The following is an 18,582-nucleotide window of genomic DNA, read 5'->3' as shown; positions in this document are numbered from 1 at the left end:
TCTCTTGCCTTACCCTTGATTTTTGATATGGTTATTGAATAATTATTTATCGGTAACGCAACCTGTAGAAGCGCTTGAAACCGATCTCGCATATTTTAGTAAAACTCCTTTTGTCGCTTTTAAAGCTGGCTGTACCCAGTTGGCTTTTCTTTCGGCAAATTCTGCATCTGATATTTTAAGATCGATAGTGTTCTTCACAGCATCAATAGCGATTAAATCACCATCTTTTACTAGTGCAATACCACCACCGTCATAAGCCTCTGGTGTTATGTGTCCAACCACAAATCCATGTGAACCTCCAGAGAACCTACCATCTGTAATTAGCGCAACACTACTTCCTAATCCAGCACCAATAATCGCTGATGTAGGCTTGAGCATCTCAGGCATCCCTGGACCACCTTTTGGTCCACAGTTCCTAATGACGACTACATCACCTGGTTTTACTTTTCCGGCTTGAATACCAGGAATAACATCAAATTCACCTTCAAAAATTACAGCAGGTCCTTCAAAATATTCCCCTTCTTTTCCACTAATTTTAGCAACACATCCTTCAGAAGCAAGGTTACCATACAAAATCTGAATATTTCCAGTTGTTTTTAATGCTTTTTGAATTTCATGAATCACTTCTTGTCCGTCTTGTAAATCTGGAACTGCAGCTAAATTTTCAGCAACTGTTTTTCCTGTTACCGTTAAACAATCTCCATGAATCAATCCTTCTTTCAATAAATATTTCATTACTGCAGGAACTCCTCCAACAGCATGTAAATCTTCCATCATATATTTACCACTTGGCTTTAAATCTGCAAGCACCGGGGTTTTATCACTAATTTTTTGGAAATCATCTATGGTAATTTCCACATCAACTGAATGTGCCATGGCAATTAAGTGCATTACGGCATTTGTTGAACCTCCTAAAACCGCTACTAATGTAATCGCATTTTCAAAAGCTTCACGAGTCATAATGTCTCTTGGCTTAATGTCTTTTTCCAATAAGTTTCTAATGGCTTTTCCAGCAGCAATACATTCGTCTCTTTTTTCCTGACTCAAAGCAGGGTTTGAAGAACTATACGGTAAACTCATTCCTAATGCCTCAATTGCTGAAGACATCGTATTGGCTGTATACATACCACCACAAGCACCAGCACCTGGACATGAATTTTGAATAACCCCTTTGTAATCTTCAGGAGAAATGGTATTGTTAAACTTTTTTCCTAATGCCTCAAAAGCCGAAACAATATTCAAAGATTCCCCTTTCCATTTTCCAGAGTGTATTGTTCCTCCGTAGACCATAATCGCAGGGCGATTTACTCTTCCCATTGCAATTAAAGCTCCCGGCATATTTTTATCACAACCTGGAATTGCAATCAAACTGTCATACCATTGCGCTCCCATAACGGTTTCAATAGAATCTGCAATTACATCACGAGAAACCAATGAAAAACGCATTCCTTCCGTACCGTTTGAAATTCCGTCACTTACACCAATAGTATTAAAAATAAGTCCAACTAGATCTGCATCCCAAACACCTTTTTTAACATCCTTTGCTAAATCGTTCAAGTGCATATTACACGTGTTACCATCGTAACCCATACTAACAATACCTACTTGTGCTTTTTTCAAATCTTCTTCAGTTAAACCAATACCATACAACATCGCTTGAGCTGCAGGTTGTGTTTGATCTTGAGTGATGGTTTTGCTGTACTTATTTAATTCCATTATGTATTTTTTATTTTAATTTTAATTCAAAAAAAAACCTTCCAGTATTTGGAAGGTTTTCTATATAGTTTTTCAATTATATTTATACCATTCCCGATGCAGATGTGTGAATCACATTGACAACAACGACAGAAGTAATAATAATTGAGATTTGCATCTTTTAATTTTTAGTGTCACAAAAGTATAAAAACTTCTAGTACAAAAAAAATAAAATCTCAACATTTCACTTACTTCTTGTTATTAATAACATTAATTTAATAAAAACCTTAAACTATTGTCGATTGTCCGATATGAACATTGTCATTATTAAAATATAGTAGGTCATCTTTGCTTAAAATAAAATTAGAAACAAACTCCCCTACTTCATTTGTACCAAAGCTTGACTCTGGATGCAAATCTTCCGTAACTACCTTAAACTCTATTGCTTTCTCCACTGCTTTATAAATGACGTTAGCTTCTTTGAATAAACCAAAATGCTCTAACAACATTGCTGCCGATAAAATCGACGCAATTGGATTGGCAATATTCTTTCCTTTTGCCTGCGGATAAGAACCATGAATTGGTTCAAAAAGCGCATTTTTTTCTCCTAAAGAAGCTGAAGCCAATAAACCTATAGAACCTGTAATAACACTTGCCTCATCAGATAGAATATCTCCAAATAAATTTTCTGTCAAAATCACATCAAATTGTTTTGGATTTAAGATGATTTGCATCGCTGCGTTATCCACAAATAAAAAGTCTAAAGCCACATCTGGATACCCTTCGCCCACTTTCTGAACTACTTTTCTCCATAATCTTGAGGTCTCTAAAACATTTGCTTTATCCACCATAGTTAACTTCTTGCGTCGGTTTTGAGCCGATTTGAAAGCTAAATGGGCTATTCTAGAGATTTCTTCTTCTGAATACTCACATAAATCAGAAGCATGTGTTCCTGCTTCGTTTAATGTTTTGTCTCCAAAATAAGCACCTCCTGTTAATTCTCTGAAAATAGTAAAATCAGCTCCCTCGATAATTTCTCTTTTTAAAGGAGAAGACTCTAGTAACGATCTATACGGTTTTATAGGACGAATATTAGCAAACAAGCCTAATTCCTTACGAAGCTTTAACAATCCTTGCTCTGGACGAACTTTTGCATTTGGATTATTATCATATTTAGGATCCCCAATGGCCCCGAATAAAACGGCATCCGTATTCAAACAAAGGTTTAAAGTTTGCTCTGGTAGTGGACTCCCTGTTTTTTCGATAGCGATCGCTCCCATAAGCGCCTCTTCAAAAACAAATTCATGGTTGTACATTTCACCAATGGCATATAATGCCTTTTTGGCTTGTAAAATTACTTCTGGTCCAATACCATCTCCTGGTAAAACTGCTATTTTCAAATTCATAACGTCTCGTTCTTTATGTATTTAAATCTTCTTTTTTTTCTAAACCTAGCTTCTAATTAATTCTCCCTGGATTTTAGCTGCTTCAATGATTTGATGTATATCAGCATCTATTACTTCTTTTTTAATATCGGCGAATTTCAAAAACTCAACATATACAATATCTAATTGCACTTTAGTAAGTTCGTATCCTACCTTTTTTGCACGGTATGCCAATGCAGCTCTTCCGCTTCTTGCTGTCAAAATAATCGAAGATTCATTAACACCCACATCTAATGGATCCATAATCTCGTAAGTCGCTCTGTTTTTAATTACACCATCTTGGTGAATTCCAGAACTGTGCGCAAATGCATTCGCTCCAACAATAGCTTTATTTGGTTGAACGATCATTCCCATACTTTCAGAAACCAATCGACTCATTTCATTTAACTCTCTTGTATTAATATTGGTATCTAAGTTTAAATAAGGATGTTGTTTAAAAATCATCACCACTTCTTCAAGAGCCGTATTACCTGCTCTTTCACCAATACCATTAATAGTACATTCTATTTGACGTGCTCCATTAATTGCTCCTGCAATAGAGTTAGCAGTTGCCATTCCTAAATCGTTATGACAGTGACAAGAAAGGATCACGTTTTCGATACCTTTTACGTTTTCTTTTAAATACTTAATTTTTGCCCCGTATTCATCTGGCAAGCAATACCCTGTTGTATCAGGAATATTCAATACTGTAGCACCAGATTTAATCACTTCTTCGCAAACTCTTGCTAAGAAAGCATTATCCGTTCTACCGGCATCTTCTGCGTAAAACTCAACATCTTCTACATAAGATTTAGCATGAGATACTGCAAATTTTGCTCTAGCGATAATATCTTCTCTAGTGGTATTTAATTTATGGAGTATATGAGATTCTGAGGTTCCGATTCCGGTATGGATTCTAGGTTTCTTAGCGTGCTTTAAAGCAGCTGCAGCAACATCAATGTCGTTTTTCACGGCTCTCGTTAGTCCGCAGACCGTCGCATTTTCCACAATTTTACAAATCTCAGAGACCGATAAAAAATCGCCCGGACTTGACACTGGAAAACCAGCTTCGATGATATCAACTCCCATTTTATCAAGTCTTTCTGCGATTACTAATTTTTGCTTAGTATCTAACTTACATCCTGGAACTTGTTCACCGTCGCGCAAAGTGGTGTCAAAAATTTGAACTTTCTCTCTATTCATATTCATTTATTTAATGTAATTTCACATCTTGATAACAAATATATATTGTACTACTTCATTATGAAATTCATTTTAATGAAATTATACTGTTCATAAAACAATTTATAACATGTTAACAATCTAAAAATCAATAAGTTACATTATTATATTTTACAATGGCTAACCATCAAAAAGATTTTTTATTTGTATTAATAAAATCACTTTCCAAGTCCGAAAAAAGGCAGTTTAAAATTTTTGCTAGTCGTTTAGAAACGAGCTCGAATACTAAATTTATCGAGTTATTTAATATTTTAGATAAGTCCGAACACTATGATGAGAAACTAATTTTAAAGAGTGGTATCATTAAGAAAGTGCAGTTATCTAACTTAAAATCATACCTATACAAGCAAATATTAGTCAGCATCAGATTGAATATTCCTAGCCAGAACATTCGTTATCAATTGCGTGAACAAATAGATTTTGCCGTTATTCTATACAATAAAGGATTATACAAACAGAGTTTAAAAATTCTAGATAAGACCAAAATCATTGCTCTTGAAAATGATGAAAAATTAATGGCTTATGAGATAGTCGAATTCGAAAAACTCATCGAATCACAGTACATTACCCGCAGTATTCAAGGTCGTGCTGATGAATTGGTCATTCAGGCCAAAGAATTGAATTACCGCAATACCATCTCAAGTAAGTTGTCTAATTTGTCGCTTCAACTATACGGCATCATGTTAAAAACGGGTTATGTAAAAAGTGATGAAGAATATAAGTATATAGATGATTATTTCAATAAACACATTGCCAAATTAGACGAAAGTAAATTTGGATTCCGTGAAAAGTATTGGTTTTACAATGCTAACCTTTGGCGCAGTTTCTTGGTACAGGATTTCTTGGCCAGTTACAAATACGCCTATAAGTGGGTGACTCTTTTTTATGATCATCCCAATATGATTTATCAGAACCCTGTATTCTTCTTAAAAGGAAACCACTACTTCTTAGAGTCGCTTTATATGCTGAAATACAAATCGAATTTCAAAAAGTATTTAACCCTATTAGAAGAAACAATTCAAGACCCTAAATTTCCGGTAAACGACAACGTAGCTTCCCTATCTTTCTTATATGTATACAACAACAAGCTTAACCTGCATATACTAGAAGGAACTTTTGCAGAAAGCGAATACTTGATTCCTGAAATTTTAAATAAGATAAAGCTTCACAATGAGCATCTTGATGAGCATCACGAAATGTTGTTCTATTATAAATTTGCCTCTATTTATTTTGGAAGTGAAAAGTACACAGAGTGTATTAATTACTTAGATAAAATCATCAACAATAAAAATCTAAGCATGCGCGAAGATTTAATGTGTTTTGCTAGACTATTGTCGTTGATTGCGCATTATGAGTTAGGGAAAGATTATTACTTAGAGAATCATCTTAAAAACACCTACAAGTTTTTATTAAAAATGAACGACTTGCATGAGGTTCAAAAGGAAATCATCAAGTTCTTAAAAAACTTAAACAACCTTTACCCTACCGATATTAAAAAGGAATTCATTAAGATGCGTTTGCGTTTTATTGAACTAGAGAAAAACACCTACGAGAAAAGGGCTTTCTTATACTTAGATATTATTTCATGGTTAGAAAGTAAAATTGAAAACCGAAAAATTGCGGATATAATCAAAGAAAAAGCGCAATTAAATAGTCGTTAAATAACACAGTTGTTAAGAGAACAGTAACTTAACTCCCGCCAGATCTAATTCATAGGACACTATAACGATAAAATCCCAAACGCCAATAACTTGGCTTTTGGGATTTTTTTATAACTATTAAACTAAAAGAAGCTTACTGTGTAATATTATAGCTCGCGACATAAAAGTCTTTATCTACTTCTAATGTTGATTCATCAGCCGTTATTTTTTCTGATTTCCAAGCCGTTGTAGGTTTCAACCAGGTTTCTACGCCATTTAAAATTACTTTTACTGGCATATCAAACTTTTTGACACAATTGGACCAACGATACCCTAAACGCCCATCTTTAAAATAATATTCAAAAGTTGGAATATCAGTTGTTCTTAAATATTGCGAGAAAACTTTATTCAAATCTATTCCTACCTGGGCACTCATATAATCCTCAATCTGTTTTGTTGTAACTGTTTGATGATAAAAAGTACTGTTTAAACCTCTTAAAATTGTTTTCCATTTCTGATCATCTTTTACAATTTGACGGATAGTATGCAACATATTAGCACCTTTGGGATACATATCACCAGATCCTTCATTGTTTACATCATAATTTCCAATGATTGGTTTATCATTACTAATGCCTTTTCTACATCCTCTTACATATTCGGCACCAGCATCTTTTCCGTAATAATACTCCACAAAAAGACTTTCTGAGTAGTTGGTAAAACTCTCATGAATCCACATATCGGCAATATCTTTATAGGTGATATTGTTGGCAAACCATTCGTGTCCCGATTCGTGAATAATAATAAAATCAAATTTTAACCCCCAACCAGTTCCACTCAAATCACGGCCTAAATATCCATTTTTAAACGCATTACCATACGTAACACTACTTTGGTGCTCCATACCTAAGTAAGGTGCCTCTACCAATTTATAACTGTCTTCGTAAAACGGATATGGGCCAAACCAACTTTCAAAAGCTTTTAACATTCTTGGAACATCTTTAAATTGCTCTTTAGCAACAGCTAAATTATCCCTTAAGACATAGTAATTACAATCCAAATCGCCTTTTTCTCCTTTGAATTTCTCAGAAAAATTTACGTAATCACCAACATTGATATTAACACCATAATTATTAATTGGATTTGAAACATACCAATTAAAGGTTTTGGTTCCGTCTTTTTCTTTTTTGACACTTTGTAACCTTCCATTGGAAACATCTGTTAGATTTCCTGGCACGTTTACACTAATGAGCATATTTTCCACTTCATCATACATATGATCTTTGTTAGGCCACCAAACACTAGCTCCTAAACCCTGACAGGAGGATGCAATAAAATCATTTCCGTTTTTATCTTTTTTCCAGGTAATTCCACCATCCCATGGAGGGTTAATGGCTTCTTTTGGTTTTCCTCCAAAAGAAATGATGATTTCTTTGGTTTCACCTACTTTTTGAGCTGCTGTTAATTGAATAAAGAAAGCGTTTCCGTCTCTCTCAAACTTCAATTCTTTACCCTCTTGAGTTACTTTGTAGATTTGCATAGGTTCCTGCAAATCGATTTGCATTTTATCATACGGAGTTAAAACAGTGTAACGAACCGTATTAGAACCCGTAATTGTTTTATCTGCCGGATTTACTTTTACACTTAAGTGATAATGTTTTAAATCCCACCATGCTCTTTCTTTTGTAATACTTCCTCTTAAAGAATCCTGATGTGTGAAAATAGTTTCTGACTTATTAAGAAGTCCTTGTGCATTGGCATTACAACCAACCAAAAAAGCGATAAAAACGCTACCAAAGTATTTTTTCATTACATATATATATTTATAATAAATAAGGTACTTAAACCAACTAATCTTTAACAAATGTACACATTTGGATTAATCTTATTAAATTATTGTAAGTGGTATTCGGCAAATTTATTCTCTATTCATTATCCAACCGTTATCTATTTAAAATTAAAAACTCAACTTTTTCTTAGCATAACTTTTTAACTCACCCCTTAATAGGATGTTGCCCATATTGACGATAATCCATCGCCGTCCTATTTAGTCCCCGATCGTTCTGCAATTCTTTCCCATAATAATTATAGGGTTCTGCAAACCTTTTTCATGCAAAACAACGCCATTTAAAAAACCTCTTTGCAAAGAACGTTCTAATTCATTTCTCAGTAAACTTTAATCTATAGGAATAAAAAAAGCCTTCATTCATGAAGGCTTAGCAATGTATAATCAATTATAATTTAAAAACTACTTCTGACGTTTCTTCAAAACTTCTACAACATCATTTAACTCAAAGCCTTTAGCTTGAAGTAGAATCAAGTAATGAAATAATAAATCTGCACTTTCACTCAAAAACAAATCGTCGTTATCATCTTTAGCTTCAATTACCACTTCTACAGCTTCCTCACCTACTTTCTGTGCAATTTTATTGATTCCTTTTTCAAATAAAGAAGCCACATAACTCTTCTCAGAATCAGCATTTTCTCTTCTAACTTTGATAGTTTGCTCTAAACTTGAAATAAAACCAAAGTTCTCTTTATTTTCTTCTTGCCAACAAGTGTCAGCTCCGGTATGACAAGTTGGACCTACAGGTTTTGCCTGAATTAAAAGTGTATCGCCATCACAGTCGTTTTTGATATCTACCAAATTCAAAAAGTTTCCACTCTCCTCACCTTTAGTCCAAAGTCTTTGTTTGGAACGACTGAAAAAAGTAACCTTTTGAGTTTCTAATGTTTTTTGAAGGGATTCTTCGTTCATATATCCCAACATCAAAACATTTTTTGTTTCAGAATCCTGAATGATTGCCGGAATTAATCCGTGTGCGCTTTTTGTGAAATCTACTTTCATTTTTATTTTAGATTTTAGGATTCCGATTGTACATCGGGAATACTACATTTTTACTTTCAGTGCTATAGTTTATTCTCTTTGCTCTAGTACCTAGACTTAGATTCTGACTTCTATATTGTTGTTTTTCAATTCTTCCTTTAAGGTTTTGATTTCGATTTCTTTAAAATGAAAAACACTAGCAGCCAAAGCTGCATCTGCTTTTCCGATTTTAAATGAATCTACAAAATGCTGTATGTTTCCAGCACCTCCAGAGGCAATAATAGGAATATTAATCAATTCAGACAATTTAGCCAAAGCTTCATTGGCAAAACCGTTTTTTGTACCATCATTATCCATCGAAGTGAATAATATCTCACCTGCACCACGCTGAGCCACTTCCACAGCCCAATCAAATAAGTTGAGCGCTGTTGGTACTTTACCGCCTACTAGATGTACGATCCATTGTCCGTCAATTTGTTTTGCATCAATAGCAACCACTACACATTGACTTCCGAACTTCTGAGCCAACTCATTAATCAACTGCGGATTTTTTACTGCCGATGAATTGATCGAAACTTTATCTGCTCCATTGTTCAACAGAATTTCAACATCTTCAACAGAGGAAATTCCCCCGCCAACCGTAAAAGGGATGTTGATTTTCTCTGCAACACTTCGCACCATATTGACCAAGGTTTTACGCCTTTCTTCGGTGGCCGAAATATCCAGAAAAACCAATTCATCAGCACCTTCTGCCGAATAAATTTCTGCTAATTCAACTGGATCTCCTGCATCGCGTAAATCTACAAAATTTACTCCTTTTACCGTTCTTCCATTTTTTATATCCAAACACGGTATAATTCTTTTTGCTAACATTTTTCTAAATGTATTAAGTAGATCATTAGTTTTTTAGATCAGGTATAACCCACTCTAATCTTCTAACTTTCTTATTTCCCTATGATATAATTTTCCAATTGTTTTAAGCTGATTCTTCCTTCATAGATCGCTTTTCCAATGATCGTCCCCTCACAACCTAATTCTGCTAATTTTGGCAATTCATCAAAAGTGGAGATTCCACCAGAAGCAATTAGTTTTACACCCTTTGCCTGTTCCAAAATTTTACCATACAAATCAAAACTCGGCCCTTCCAACATACCGTCTTTGGCAATATCCGTGCAAATAACATACTGAATTCCTTTGGTTTGATACGCCTCAATAAAAGGGATTAAATCTTCATCTGAATCTTCCAACCAACCTGACACAGCAATTTTTTCGTCTTTAGCATCTGCTCCAAGGATAATTTTATCCGATCCATATTCCGCAATCCATTTTTCAAAAATAGCTCTATTTTTAACTGCAATACTTCCTCCTGTAATCTGGTTAGCACCACTCTCGAAAGCGATTTTTAAATCGGAATCTGATTTTAATCCACCACCAAAATCAATCTTCAACTTTGTTTTTGAAGCAATTTGCTCCAATATTTTATAGTTGACAATCTTACTTGATTTTGCTCCATCTAAATCAACTAAATGCAGGTATTCAATTCCGTGCGCTTCGAATGATTTGGCTACTTCAAGTGGATTCTCGTTGTAAATGATTTTAGTATCATAATCTCCTTTTGATAAACGAACACATTTTCCGTCAATGATATCTATAGCTGGTATTATTCTCATTTCATTAAGTCTTAAATGTTTGAAATCCTAAAATCAATAGGACTTTAGATTTCAAATTATATTTTTAAAAAGTTTTCTAATATTTTCTCCCCCACAGCGCCACTTTTTTCCGGATGAAATTGTGTTCCGTAAAAATTATCTTTTTGCAAAGCGGATGCATACTCTAGTTCATAATTAGTAGTAGCGATTGCTTCAGGGCAATTTGGAGCATAAAAACTATGCACTAAATACATGAATTCATTTTCCGGTATCCCCTTAAACAAATCAGTTTTCAAATTATAGATCTGATTCCAGCCCATCTGTGGTACTTTTACTTTTGAAGTGAATTTAATCACATCAATGTCAAAAATCCCCAAACCTCTGGTATGACCTTCTTCAGTTGATCTACACATCAATTGCATCCCCAGACATATTCCTAATACAGGCTGTTTCAAACTCGGAATCAATTGATCCAAACCACTTTCCTGTAATTTTTTCATAGCAGAACTTGCCTCGCCTACACCAGGAAAAATAACCTTATCTGCCGACTTAATTTCTGCAACATTATTGCTCAAAATAGCTTTAAATCCAAGCCTTTCAATGGCAAACATTATGCTCTGAATATTTCCTGCTCCGTAATTTATAATAACAATTTTCATTTACTTATCTTTCACATTTCAAATTATCCACTTGAGTTTAATTTGAAACAATTTCTATTTTATAGATCCGTATAATAGGCATGCATTCTATTGACCAATCCTTGTTCATTAAAAAACATCACTTCAATAGCCTTTTTATTCATAATGGACTTATAATAAAGGGCAACCGAATTAATCCCAGAAGTTACCTCAATCAGTTCAAAATGCAAATCTGGAACCTTCTCTAAAGCTTTAGCCCAATAGGCTCCCACCTGCTCTTTTCCTTGAAGAGAACCGCTTTCAATTCCACCGGCTAATTTTATCATTGGTGTGGTAATTTCAATGTCTTCTGAATAATGTTTTAAGACATCAACTAAATCATGTGAATTCCAAGACTGTATCCACATTTCTGCAAACTTTTCAGCATCCATATTCTTTTTAATTTCAAAGTTTTAATTTTTCAAACAACCTAAACCTATTCGTAACCTTCTACAACATTCCTTTTGTCGAAGGCAAAATCATTTTCTCTGTATCTCTTTTTACCGCGACTTTTATCGCTTTAGCAAAAGCTTTGAAAATCGCTTCAATTTTGTGATGCTCGTTGGTTCCTTCAGCCTTGATATTGATATTGGCTTTTGCTCCGTCTGAGAAAGATTTGAAGAAATGGTAAAACATCTCTGTAGGCATTTTACCCACCATCTCACGTTTAAATTCCGTTTCCCACACTAACCAGTTTCTACCTCCAAAATCAATGGCTACTTGCGACAAACAATCATCCATTGGCAAACAGAAGCCATAACGTTCGATCCCTAATTTATTGCCCAAAGCCTTGGCAAAAACTTCTCCTAAAGCAATAGCCGTATCCTCGATTGTATGGTGCTCATCTACCTCTAAATCTCCTTTAACAAGGATTTCTAGATCCATTTGTCCGTGACGCGCAATTTGATCTAACATATGATCAAAAAACGCAATACCCGTTTCAATTTTACTTTTTCCAGTACCGTCTAAGTTTAAATTGATAAAAATATCGGTTTCGTTGGTTTTACGCGTAATGTTAGCCGAACGTTCTTCTAATTTTAAAAACTCATAGATCTCCTTCCAACTCATCGTTTGAAGTATAATTGTATCGTTTAATTCCTCACGTTTAGTTGAAATTTCATTACTACCAATCCCATCATTATCATTGATAAAAACAGCTTTTGCTCCTAGGTTTTTAGCCAACTCTACATCAGTCAAACGATCCCCTAAAACAAATGAATTGGCTAGATCATATTCTGGATTATTTAAATATTTGGTTAACATCCCCGTTCTCGGTTTGCGCGTTGGCGCATTATCCTCAGGAAATGATCGGTCTATGAAAATTTCATTAAAGGAAACCCCTTCGTTTTCAAAAGCTTTAATAATGAAATTTTGTGTAGGCCAAAAGGTATCTTCAGGAAAACTATCGGTTCCTAAACCATCCTGATTGGTTACCATTGCCAATTCGTAATCTAATTCATTGGCAATCTTAGCCAAATATTGAAAAGCTTTCGGATAAAATTCAACTTTATCCAAGCTATCTAATTGATAATTTTCTGGTTCTAAAACCATCGTTCCGTCACGATCGATAAAAAGTACTTTTTTCATAATTTATTCTATTCTAGTCCTGACCGTCCATTACACACTGTCGGAACTTTTACTTATTATTTCAACAACTTTAGTTCTTTAATTAACACTGTATTCTCCTCTGGATTTCCAATAGTGAAACGCAAACAATTTTCACATAGAGGTTGGGTCGTTCTGTTTCTAATTACAATTCCTTTGGCAATTAATTCATCATATCTTTTATTGGCATCATCCACTTTTACCAAGACAAAATTGGCTTCTGTCGGATATACTTTTTCTACAAAACTAACCTCAAGCAAAACTTTAAGTAATTCTTCTCTTTGCTCAATAATAGCAGCTATTTCCTCTTGTATTTTATCCGAATCATTTAAACGTAAAATCGCTCTTTGCTGTGTTAACTCGTTGACATTGTAAGGTGGTTTAATTTTATTTAAAACCGCAATTACCGCCTCAGAAGCATAACAAATTCCCAAACGAATTCCCGCTAATCCATAGGCTTTTGAAAGTGTTTGTGTAATCACTAAATTGGGATATTCGTCTATTTCTATCAACCAACTTTCCTTAGCTGAAAAGTCAATATACGCTTCATCAATAACCACTAAACCATTGAAGTTTTGAAGCAATTTTACCACGCTTTCATCTGAGAAAGAATTCCCTGTTGGATTGTTGGGAGAACAAAGAAAAATAATTTTTGTACGTTCATCAACCGTATCTAAAATCTTTTCAACTTGTGGTTGAAAATCGGTAGAAAGTAAAACTTCTCTATTTTCTACTGCATTTATATTAGCCAGTACACTATACATTCCGTAGGTCGGTGGCAACGAAATTATATTGTCAATCTTCGGCTCACAAAAAGCTCTAAAAAGTAAATCTAGTACTTCATCACTTCCGTTTCCTAGCAAAATCTGACTTGGTTTCACCTCATTGCGTTTGGCCAAAATAGCCTTAACCGAATTTTGTTGTGGATCTGGATATCGATTTACGCCATTTTGAAATGGGTTTTCGTTGGCATCTAAGAAAATCATTTCAGCTGTATCAAAATCTTCAAACTCATCACGTGCCGAAGAATACGGTTTTAATGTTTTTACGTTTTCACGTGTTATGGTATTTATATCAAAGGAAATCATTGTTTTCATTTTTAAAATTATTTGGATTCTAAACTCGCCAATCTCAGTGTTACCGCATTTTTATGTGCTTGTAAGCCCTCTGCTTCAGCCATAATTTCAATAGCTTTTCCAATAGCCTGAATTCCCGTTTCTGATATTTTTTGAAACGTCATTGACTTTACAAAACTATCCAAATTCACACCACTGTAATTCTTAGCATATCCATTAGTAGGCAAAGTGTGATTGGTCCCCGAGGCGTAATCTCCTGCGCTTTCTGGCGTATAATTCCCAATAAAAACGGAACCTGCGTTTATAATCCCATTACTATAAAAATCATCAAATTCGGAACAAATAATAAAGTGCTCTGGACCATATTCATTGATTAAATCTAAGGCAATTTTATCGTTTTCAACAAAAATTAATTTAGAGTTCTCGATGGCTTTTTGCGCTATCTCTTTTCTTGGAAGCACTTCAATTTGTGTTTGAATTTCTTTTTCGACAGCCTCAATTAGTTTTTTTGAAGTCGAAACTAAAATCACCTGACTATCTGCACCGTGTTCTGCCTGTGACAATAAGTCTGAAGCGACAAAAGCAGGAACTGCTGTATCATCTGCAACGATCAATAGTTCTGAAGGACCCGCTGGCATATCTATAGCTACTCCAAACTGAGTCGCCAGTTGTTTGGCTACCGTTACAAATTGATTTCCTGGTCCAAAAATTTTATATACTTTGGGTATGGACTCTGTTCCGAAGGTCATCGCTGCAATAGCTTGAATCCCCCCTACTTTTACTATTTTAGTAACGCCGCATAACTGAGCCGCGTACAAAATAGCGGGATTAATTTTCCCGGTTTTATCTGGTGGAGAACACAATACAATTTCTTTGCAACCTGCAATTTCAGCGGGAACGGCAAGCATTAAAACAGTCGAAAACAAAGGCGCTGTTCCTCCAGGAATGTACAGACCAATTTTTTGAATAGGTCTTTTTTCCTGCCAACATTTCACCCCATTAGTCGTTTCAACAAAAATTCGCTCTGTTTTCTGAGCGCTGTGAAATTTATAAATATTTTCCTTTGCTAACGCAATGGCTTCTTTAAGTTCGCTTGAAATCTCTTTAATCGCTTCTTGGACTTCCTCTTCAGTAACCTCGTACGTATCTAAAGTGATTCCGTCGAATATTGAGGTGTATTTAGCGACAGCTTCATCGCCTTTTTTCTGTACTTCTTTGAAGATCTCTTTAACCGTAACTTCAACATCATCTATCGTTTTGGTTGGTCTTCTTAATATTTCTGACCAAACATTTGGTTTTGGATTATCTATTTTATTCATGTCAATTATAGCTTTAATTAAATGTCCTGACTCTCAAATATCAACATGCTCTCTAGCATTTTGATTCTGGACTTTTACTGTTTATTTTGAAGGTAAACCTACAGAACCATCTTCTCGATTGGACAAACTAAAATTCCTTCAGCACCGGCTTCCTTCAATCGATCGATTACATCCCAGAAAGTATCTTTATCAATTACTGAGTGCACACTACTCCAACCCTCTTGTGCCAATGGCAAAACAGTCAAACTACGTAACACCGGTAAGATTTTTCCAATTTCCTCTATTTTATCGTTAGGGACATTCATAAGAATGTACTTTGAATTTCTAGCTCTTAAAACCGATTGGATTCTGAATTTCAAAGTATCGATGTGTTTTTGAATTTCCGGAGAAACCTTTGGTGAAACCGCCAAAACAGCCTCGCTTTTCAAAATCACTTCTACTTCTCTTAAATTATTTTTAAACAGGGTACTTCCGCTTGAAACAATATCCACAATAGCATCTGCAAGACCAATATTGGGTGCAATTTCTACCGAACCTGAGATTTGGTGAATATCGACTGTTAAACCGAAAGAATTAAAATATTCATTAACGGTATTAGGGTAAGAAGTAGCAATGCGTAAACCTGCTAAATCTTGAATCGAATTGTACTCAAAAGCCTTAGGAACAGCTACAGAAACTTTACATTTCGAAAATCCTAACTTCTGAATTACTTCAATGTGTTTGCCTTTTTCAACCAATAAATTATCTCCTACTATAGCCAAATCTACTACTCCATCAATTAAATATTGTGGAATGTCTGAATTTCTCAAATACAAAACCTCTAAAGGGAAGTTAGACGCTTCCGCTTTTAGTTGATCGTTCCCGTTGTTAATTGAAATACCGCAATCCCTTAGAATTTGAATGCTGTCTTCATTAAGGCGACCTGATTTTTGAATGGCAATTTTTAACGTACTCATTTTTTTTTAGTTTAGTTGGATTAATAGTTTGAGCACAAAGAATTGGAATTAAAAAACCCGTTTGATGTACTCAAACGGGTTTTAAAATATGATGATTTACATGCATATCATTAACACATCGCTTGAGAGCAATAATGGAAATGATGATGATGTAATTGAATAGAAATCATGATTGGGTTTGTTTTGTAATTCTTTGATTCGTTTGCAAATATACTAGTTAATTTCATAAAAAAGCAATTTTTAATTTAACTTAACGATAGTTTATTGTTAAATAAAAGGTCTGAGCCTGCTTTCTACAAGGATTTTAATGCTGAGATTACTTTTTTTAATTTTCATCAAAGCGCAACTTTACCGTGGTTCCATGGCCAATCTCACTCTCAATTTCAAAGGCAATATGAAGTAATGCTGTGATACGTTGCACAATGGACAATCCTAATCCAGTTCCTTTGATCTCTGGATGCTCTGTTGAATTTGATCTAAAAAAAGGATTTAGAATCGACTCCAAATCTTCCGCAACAATACCGATCCCTTTATCCGAAATAGAGCAAACGATCTGATTGTTCTCTTTGAAAAGAGCAATTAAAATTTCTCCATTGTCATTCGAATATTTTAAAGCATTCGAAATAATATTCCTAAGAATAGTGACCACTAAATAATTATCCGAATCAATATAATAATCATTATCGGCCATTAATTTAAAATTAATTTTTCGTTTGTTTATTTTCTCCGAATTCAAGGTCATTACATCCAGAATTAAGGCATTTAAATAGACCGATTCTGTTTGTCTATTTTGATTGTGATTTTCAAAACGCGCCAACAATAAAAGTTGATCTACCACTATACTTAAATGGTCCACTTCTACTACACAAAAATTAATTTTTTCTTCATACTCCCAGCTTTCTCGAGGTTTACGAACCAGTACTTCAAGTGTCCCTTTAATAACGGTTAAAGGAGTTCTTAATTCATGTGAGGCATCTGAAGTGAATTGTTTTTCTCGTTCCATGGCCTCTTCAATACGATTTAAAAGATTATTGATGGTTGTGGAAAGCGTATACAATTCATCTCGAGTCTCAGGCAAGGGAATTCTTATTTTCAGATTATCCTTTGTAATAATATCTGATGTTTTAATGATGGTATTTATTGGTTTTATACTTCTTCCAGCAAAGAAACGGGCAATAAAAAACAACAGTATAAGAATAACAGGAAACGCAAAACTCAAGGTGTCAAACAAATTATTAAGCACCAGTTGAGAGTCTGCTAGAGACATTGCCACGACCAAATACCCAATCTTTTTTGACTCAATATAAAGTGGAACCTGTATTTGCCTGATGCTATTATCTCCCATTTTTGTATCGAACAACTCTAAGCTTTCTACTGTATCAGCAAAAAATAGGTTCTGAGTTTTCAGATTGGGTGATTTTTCAATAATTTTTTTGTTCAAATCCAAAAACTCAACAAAAACAGGATTAACATCTACTGCATTATGTTCGCGTTCATTCCATTCTTCCTGATCAATGAGGACTATTTTTCCTTTCTCAATTCTAATTTCACTGAGATGATTCTGTACTTCAACTTTAATATTATCATCAATATGCCTATAGACTGTATGTCTTACAATAGAATAAATAAGGGCGAAAACCACAAAAACCAACAAGCCTGTAGTCACAATATAATTTAAAGCAATTCTATTTTTAAAAGAAAGTTGCATCATCTATAGGTCGTTAGCGATATAACCAATACCACGGATTGTTTTTATATAATCTTCTTCAATCTTTAGATTGAGTTTTTTTCGAATGGCATTCATAAAAACATCAATAACACCCGTATCGTACTCAAAATGAATCCCCCATACATCTTTCAAAATCTGGTTTCGCGTACAAACCTTTCCTTTGTTTTTAATTAAATAAGTCAACAACTCAAATTCCCGCTGGGTCAGCGATACCTCAGTTTCCTTACTCAAAACAATATGTTTAGCTAAATCTATTTGTATATTTCCTAACACAAGAGTTTGCACTGTTTTTTCAGTTCTAAAATGGATTTTAATTCGCTCCACCAACTCTTCAAAACTAAATGGTTTTTTTATATAATCATTTGCACCTGCCCTGAGTCCCTTAACAGTTTCTTGCACCGTATCTTTAGCAGTCAAAAAAATAATAGGTGTCTTTTGATCCGTAATTCTAATGGCTTTACACAAATCCAAACCATTAATCTTAGGCAACATCCAATCGAGTAAAATCAGATCATATTGATGCTTTTGAGTTAACTCAAAGCCTTTCAGTCCATCATTTGCAGCAGTAATTCGATATCCCTCTTCTTCCAATCCTTGTTGCAAAAACTGAACGATACCCAACTCATCTTCGACGATTAAAATATGCATTGACCTCCCTGTTTAATGATTATTTAATAGTCAAAGATATATATTTTGTAGTCCAAAAATGATTAATACATTTTGAATAATCCAAAATTACATTA

The 18,582-nt window shown here is 34.4% G+C and carries 16 protein-coding genes; 1 reads left to right on the top strand and 15 read right to left on the bottom strand.

The features are described from left to right. Positions 1 to 42: 42 nt before the first annotated feature. The 3 genes from ilvD to AC51AA_RS03200 form a co-directional block, all read right to left on the bottom strand. Positions 43 to 1,716 carry a dihydroxy-acid dehydratase gene (gene ilvD / locus AC51AA_RS03210; protein WP_500704302.1) on the bottom strand — a complete coding sequence of 558 codons (1,674 nt, stop codon included), beginning with the start codon at positions 1,714 to 1,716 and terminating at the stop codon, positions 43 to 45. 266 nt (positions 1,717 to 1,982) lie between these two features. Next, positions 1,983 to 3,101, bottom strand: coding sequence for a 3-isopropylmalate dehydrogenase (gene leuB, locus AC51AA_RS03205; RefSeq protein ID WP_500704301.1), 1,119 nt, complete (start codon positions 3,099 to 3,101; stop codon positions 1,983 to 1,985). A 45-nt stretch (positions 3,102 to 3,146) separates the two neighbouring features. After that, the gene (locus AC51AA_RS03200; RefSeq protein ID WP_500704300.1) at positions 3,147 to 4,322 is read right to left on the bottom strand and encodes a 2-isopropylmalate synthase; all 1,176 of its coding nucleotides are present in this window, start codon (positions 4,320 to 4,322) and stop codon (positions 3,147 to 3,149) included. Positions 4,323 to 4,477: 155 nt separating this feature from the next. Here AC51AA_RS03200 and AC51AA_RS03195 point away from each other — a divergent pair, with 155 nt between their 5' ends. Further along, complete coding sequence (locus AC51AA_RS03195) at positions 4,478 to 6,022, top strand: hypothetical protein (RefSeq protein WP_500704299.1); 1,545 nt, start codon at positions 4,478 to 4,480, stop codon at positions 6,020 to 6,022. 133 nt (positions 6,023 to 6,155) lie between these two features. On the opposite strand, the gene AC51AA_RS03190 is transcribed toward AC51AA_RS03195, so the two are convergent. The 12 genes from AC51AA_RS03190 to AC51AA_RS03135 all read right to left on the bottom strand — a co-directional run bounded on the left by AC51AA_RS03190 (position 6,156) and on the right by AC51AA_RS03135 (position 18,487). Then, positions 6,156 to 7,811 (bottom strand): M1 family metallopeptidase, encoded by a 1,656-nt coding sequence (locus tag AC51AA_RS03190; RefSeq protein ID WP_500704298.1) that lies wholly within the window; start codon positions 7,809 to 7,811, stop codon positions 6,156 to 6,158. A 438-nt stretch (positions 7,812 to 8,249) separates the two neighbouring features. After that, complete coding sequence (gene hisIE, locus AC51AA_RS03185) at positions 8,250 to 8,855, bottom strand: bifunctional phosphoribosyl-AMP cyclohydrolase/phosphoribosyl-ATP diphosphatase HisIE (RefSeq protein ID WP_500705675.1); 606 nt, start codon at positions 8,853 to 8,855, stop codon at positions 8,250 to 8,252. A 90-nt stretch (positions 8,856 to 8,945) separates the two neighbouring features. Further along, positions 8,946 to 9,701: an imidazole glycerol phosphate synthase subunit HisF gene (gene hisF / locus AC51AA_RS03180; RefSeq protein ID WP_500704297.1), complete on the bottom strand. Its 756-nt coding sequence runs from the start codon at positions 9,699 to 9,701 to the stop codon at positions 8,946 to 8,948. A gap of 71 nt (positions 9,702 to 9,772) precedes the next feature. Beyond that, a complete protein-coding gene (hisA, locus tag AC51AA_RS03175; RefSeq protein WP_500704296.1) occupies positions 9,773 to 10,498 on the bottom strand; it encodes a 1-(5-phosphoribosyl)-5-[(5-phosphoribosylamino)methylideneamino]imidazole-4-carboxamide isomerase in 726 nt (241 codons plus the stop codon). A gap of 56 nt (positions 10,499 to 10,554) precedes the next feature. Further along, the gene (gene hisH / locus AC51AA_RS03170) at positions 10,555 to 11,136 is read right to left on the bottom strand and encodes an imidazole glycerol phosphate synthase subunit HisH (protein ID WP_500704295.1); all 582 of its coding nucleotides are present in this window, start codon (positions 11,134 to 11,136) and stop codon (positions 10,555 to 10,557) included. 59 nt (positions 11,137 to 11,195) lie between these two features. Next, complete coding sequence (locus AC51AA_RS03165; RefSeq protein ID WP_500704294.1) at positions 11,196 to 11,546, bottom strand: nuclear transport factor 2 family protein; 351 nt, start codon at positions 11,544 to 11,546, stop codon at positions 11,196 to 11,198. Positions 11,547 to 11,604: 58 nt separating this feature from the next. Next, the gene (hisB, locus tag AC51AA_RS03160) at positions 11,605 to 12,741 is read right to left on the bottom strand and encodes a bifunctional histidinol-phosphatase/imidazoleglycerol-phosphate dehydratase HisB (protein WP_500704293.1); all 1,137 of its coding nucleotides are present in this window, start codon (positions 12,739 to 12,741) and stop codon (positions 11,605 to 11,607) included. 56 nt (positions 12,742 to 12,797) lie between these two features. Next, complete coding sequence (gene hisC / locus AC51AA_RS03155; protein ID WP_500705674.1) at positions 12,798 to 13,847, bottom strand: histidinol-phosphate transaminase; 1,050 nt, start codon at positions 13,845 to 13,847, stop codon at positions 12,798 to 12,800. 17 nt (positions 13,848 to 13,864) lie between these two features. After that, positions 13,865 to 15,154, bottom strand: a complete 1,290-nt coding sequence (gene hisD, locus AC51AA_RS03150) for a histidinol dehydrogenase (protein ID WP_500704292.1) — start codon at positions 15,152 to 15,154, stop codon at positions 13,865 to 13,867. Positions 15,155 to 15,252: 98 nt separating this feature from the next. After that, the gene (gene hisG / locus AC51AA_RS03145) at positions 15,253 to 16,110 is read right to left on the bottom strand and encodes an ATP phosphoribosyltransferase (RefSeq protein ID WP_500704291.1); all 858 of its coding nucleotides are present in this window, start codon (positions 16,108 to 16,110) and stop codon (positions 15,253 to 15,255) included. Positions 16,111 to 16,435: 325 nt separating this feature from the next. Next, positions 16,436 to 17,821 (bottom strand): sensor histidine kinase, encoded by a 1,386-nt coding sequence (locus tag AC51AA_RS03140; protein WP_500704290.1) that lies wholly within the window; start codon positions 17,819 to 17,821, stop codon positions 16,436 to 16,438. Then, complete coding sequence (locus tag AC51AA_RS03135) at positions 17,822 to 18,487, bottom strand: response regulator transcription factor (RefSeq protein WP_500704289.1); 666 nt, start codon at positions 18,485 to 18,487, stop codon at positions 17,822 to 17,824. Between the last annotated feature and the right edge of the window lie 95 nt (positions 18,488 to 18,582).

The organism is Flavobacterium sp. OHVDL-2026-0007 (assembly GCF_059882335.1).
The sequence above is the reverse complement of the archived record's forward strand: the minus strand, read 5'-3'. Positions and strand labels throughout refer to the sequence as shown.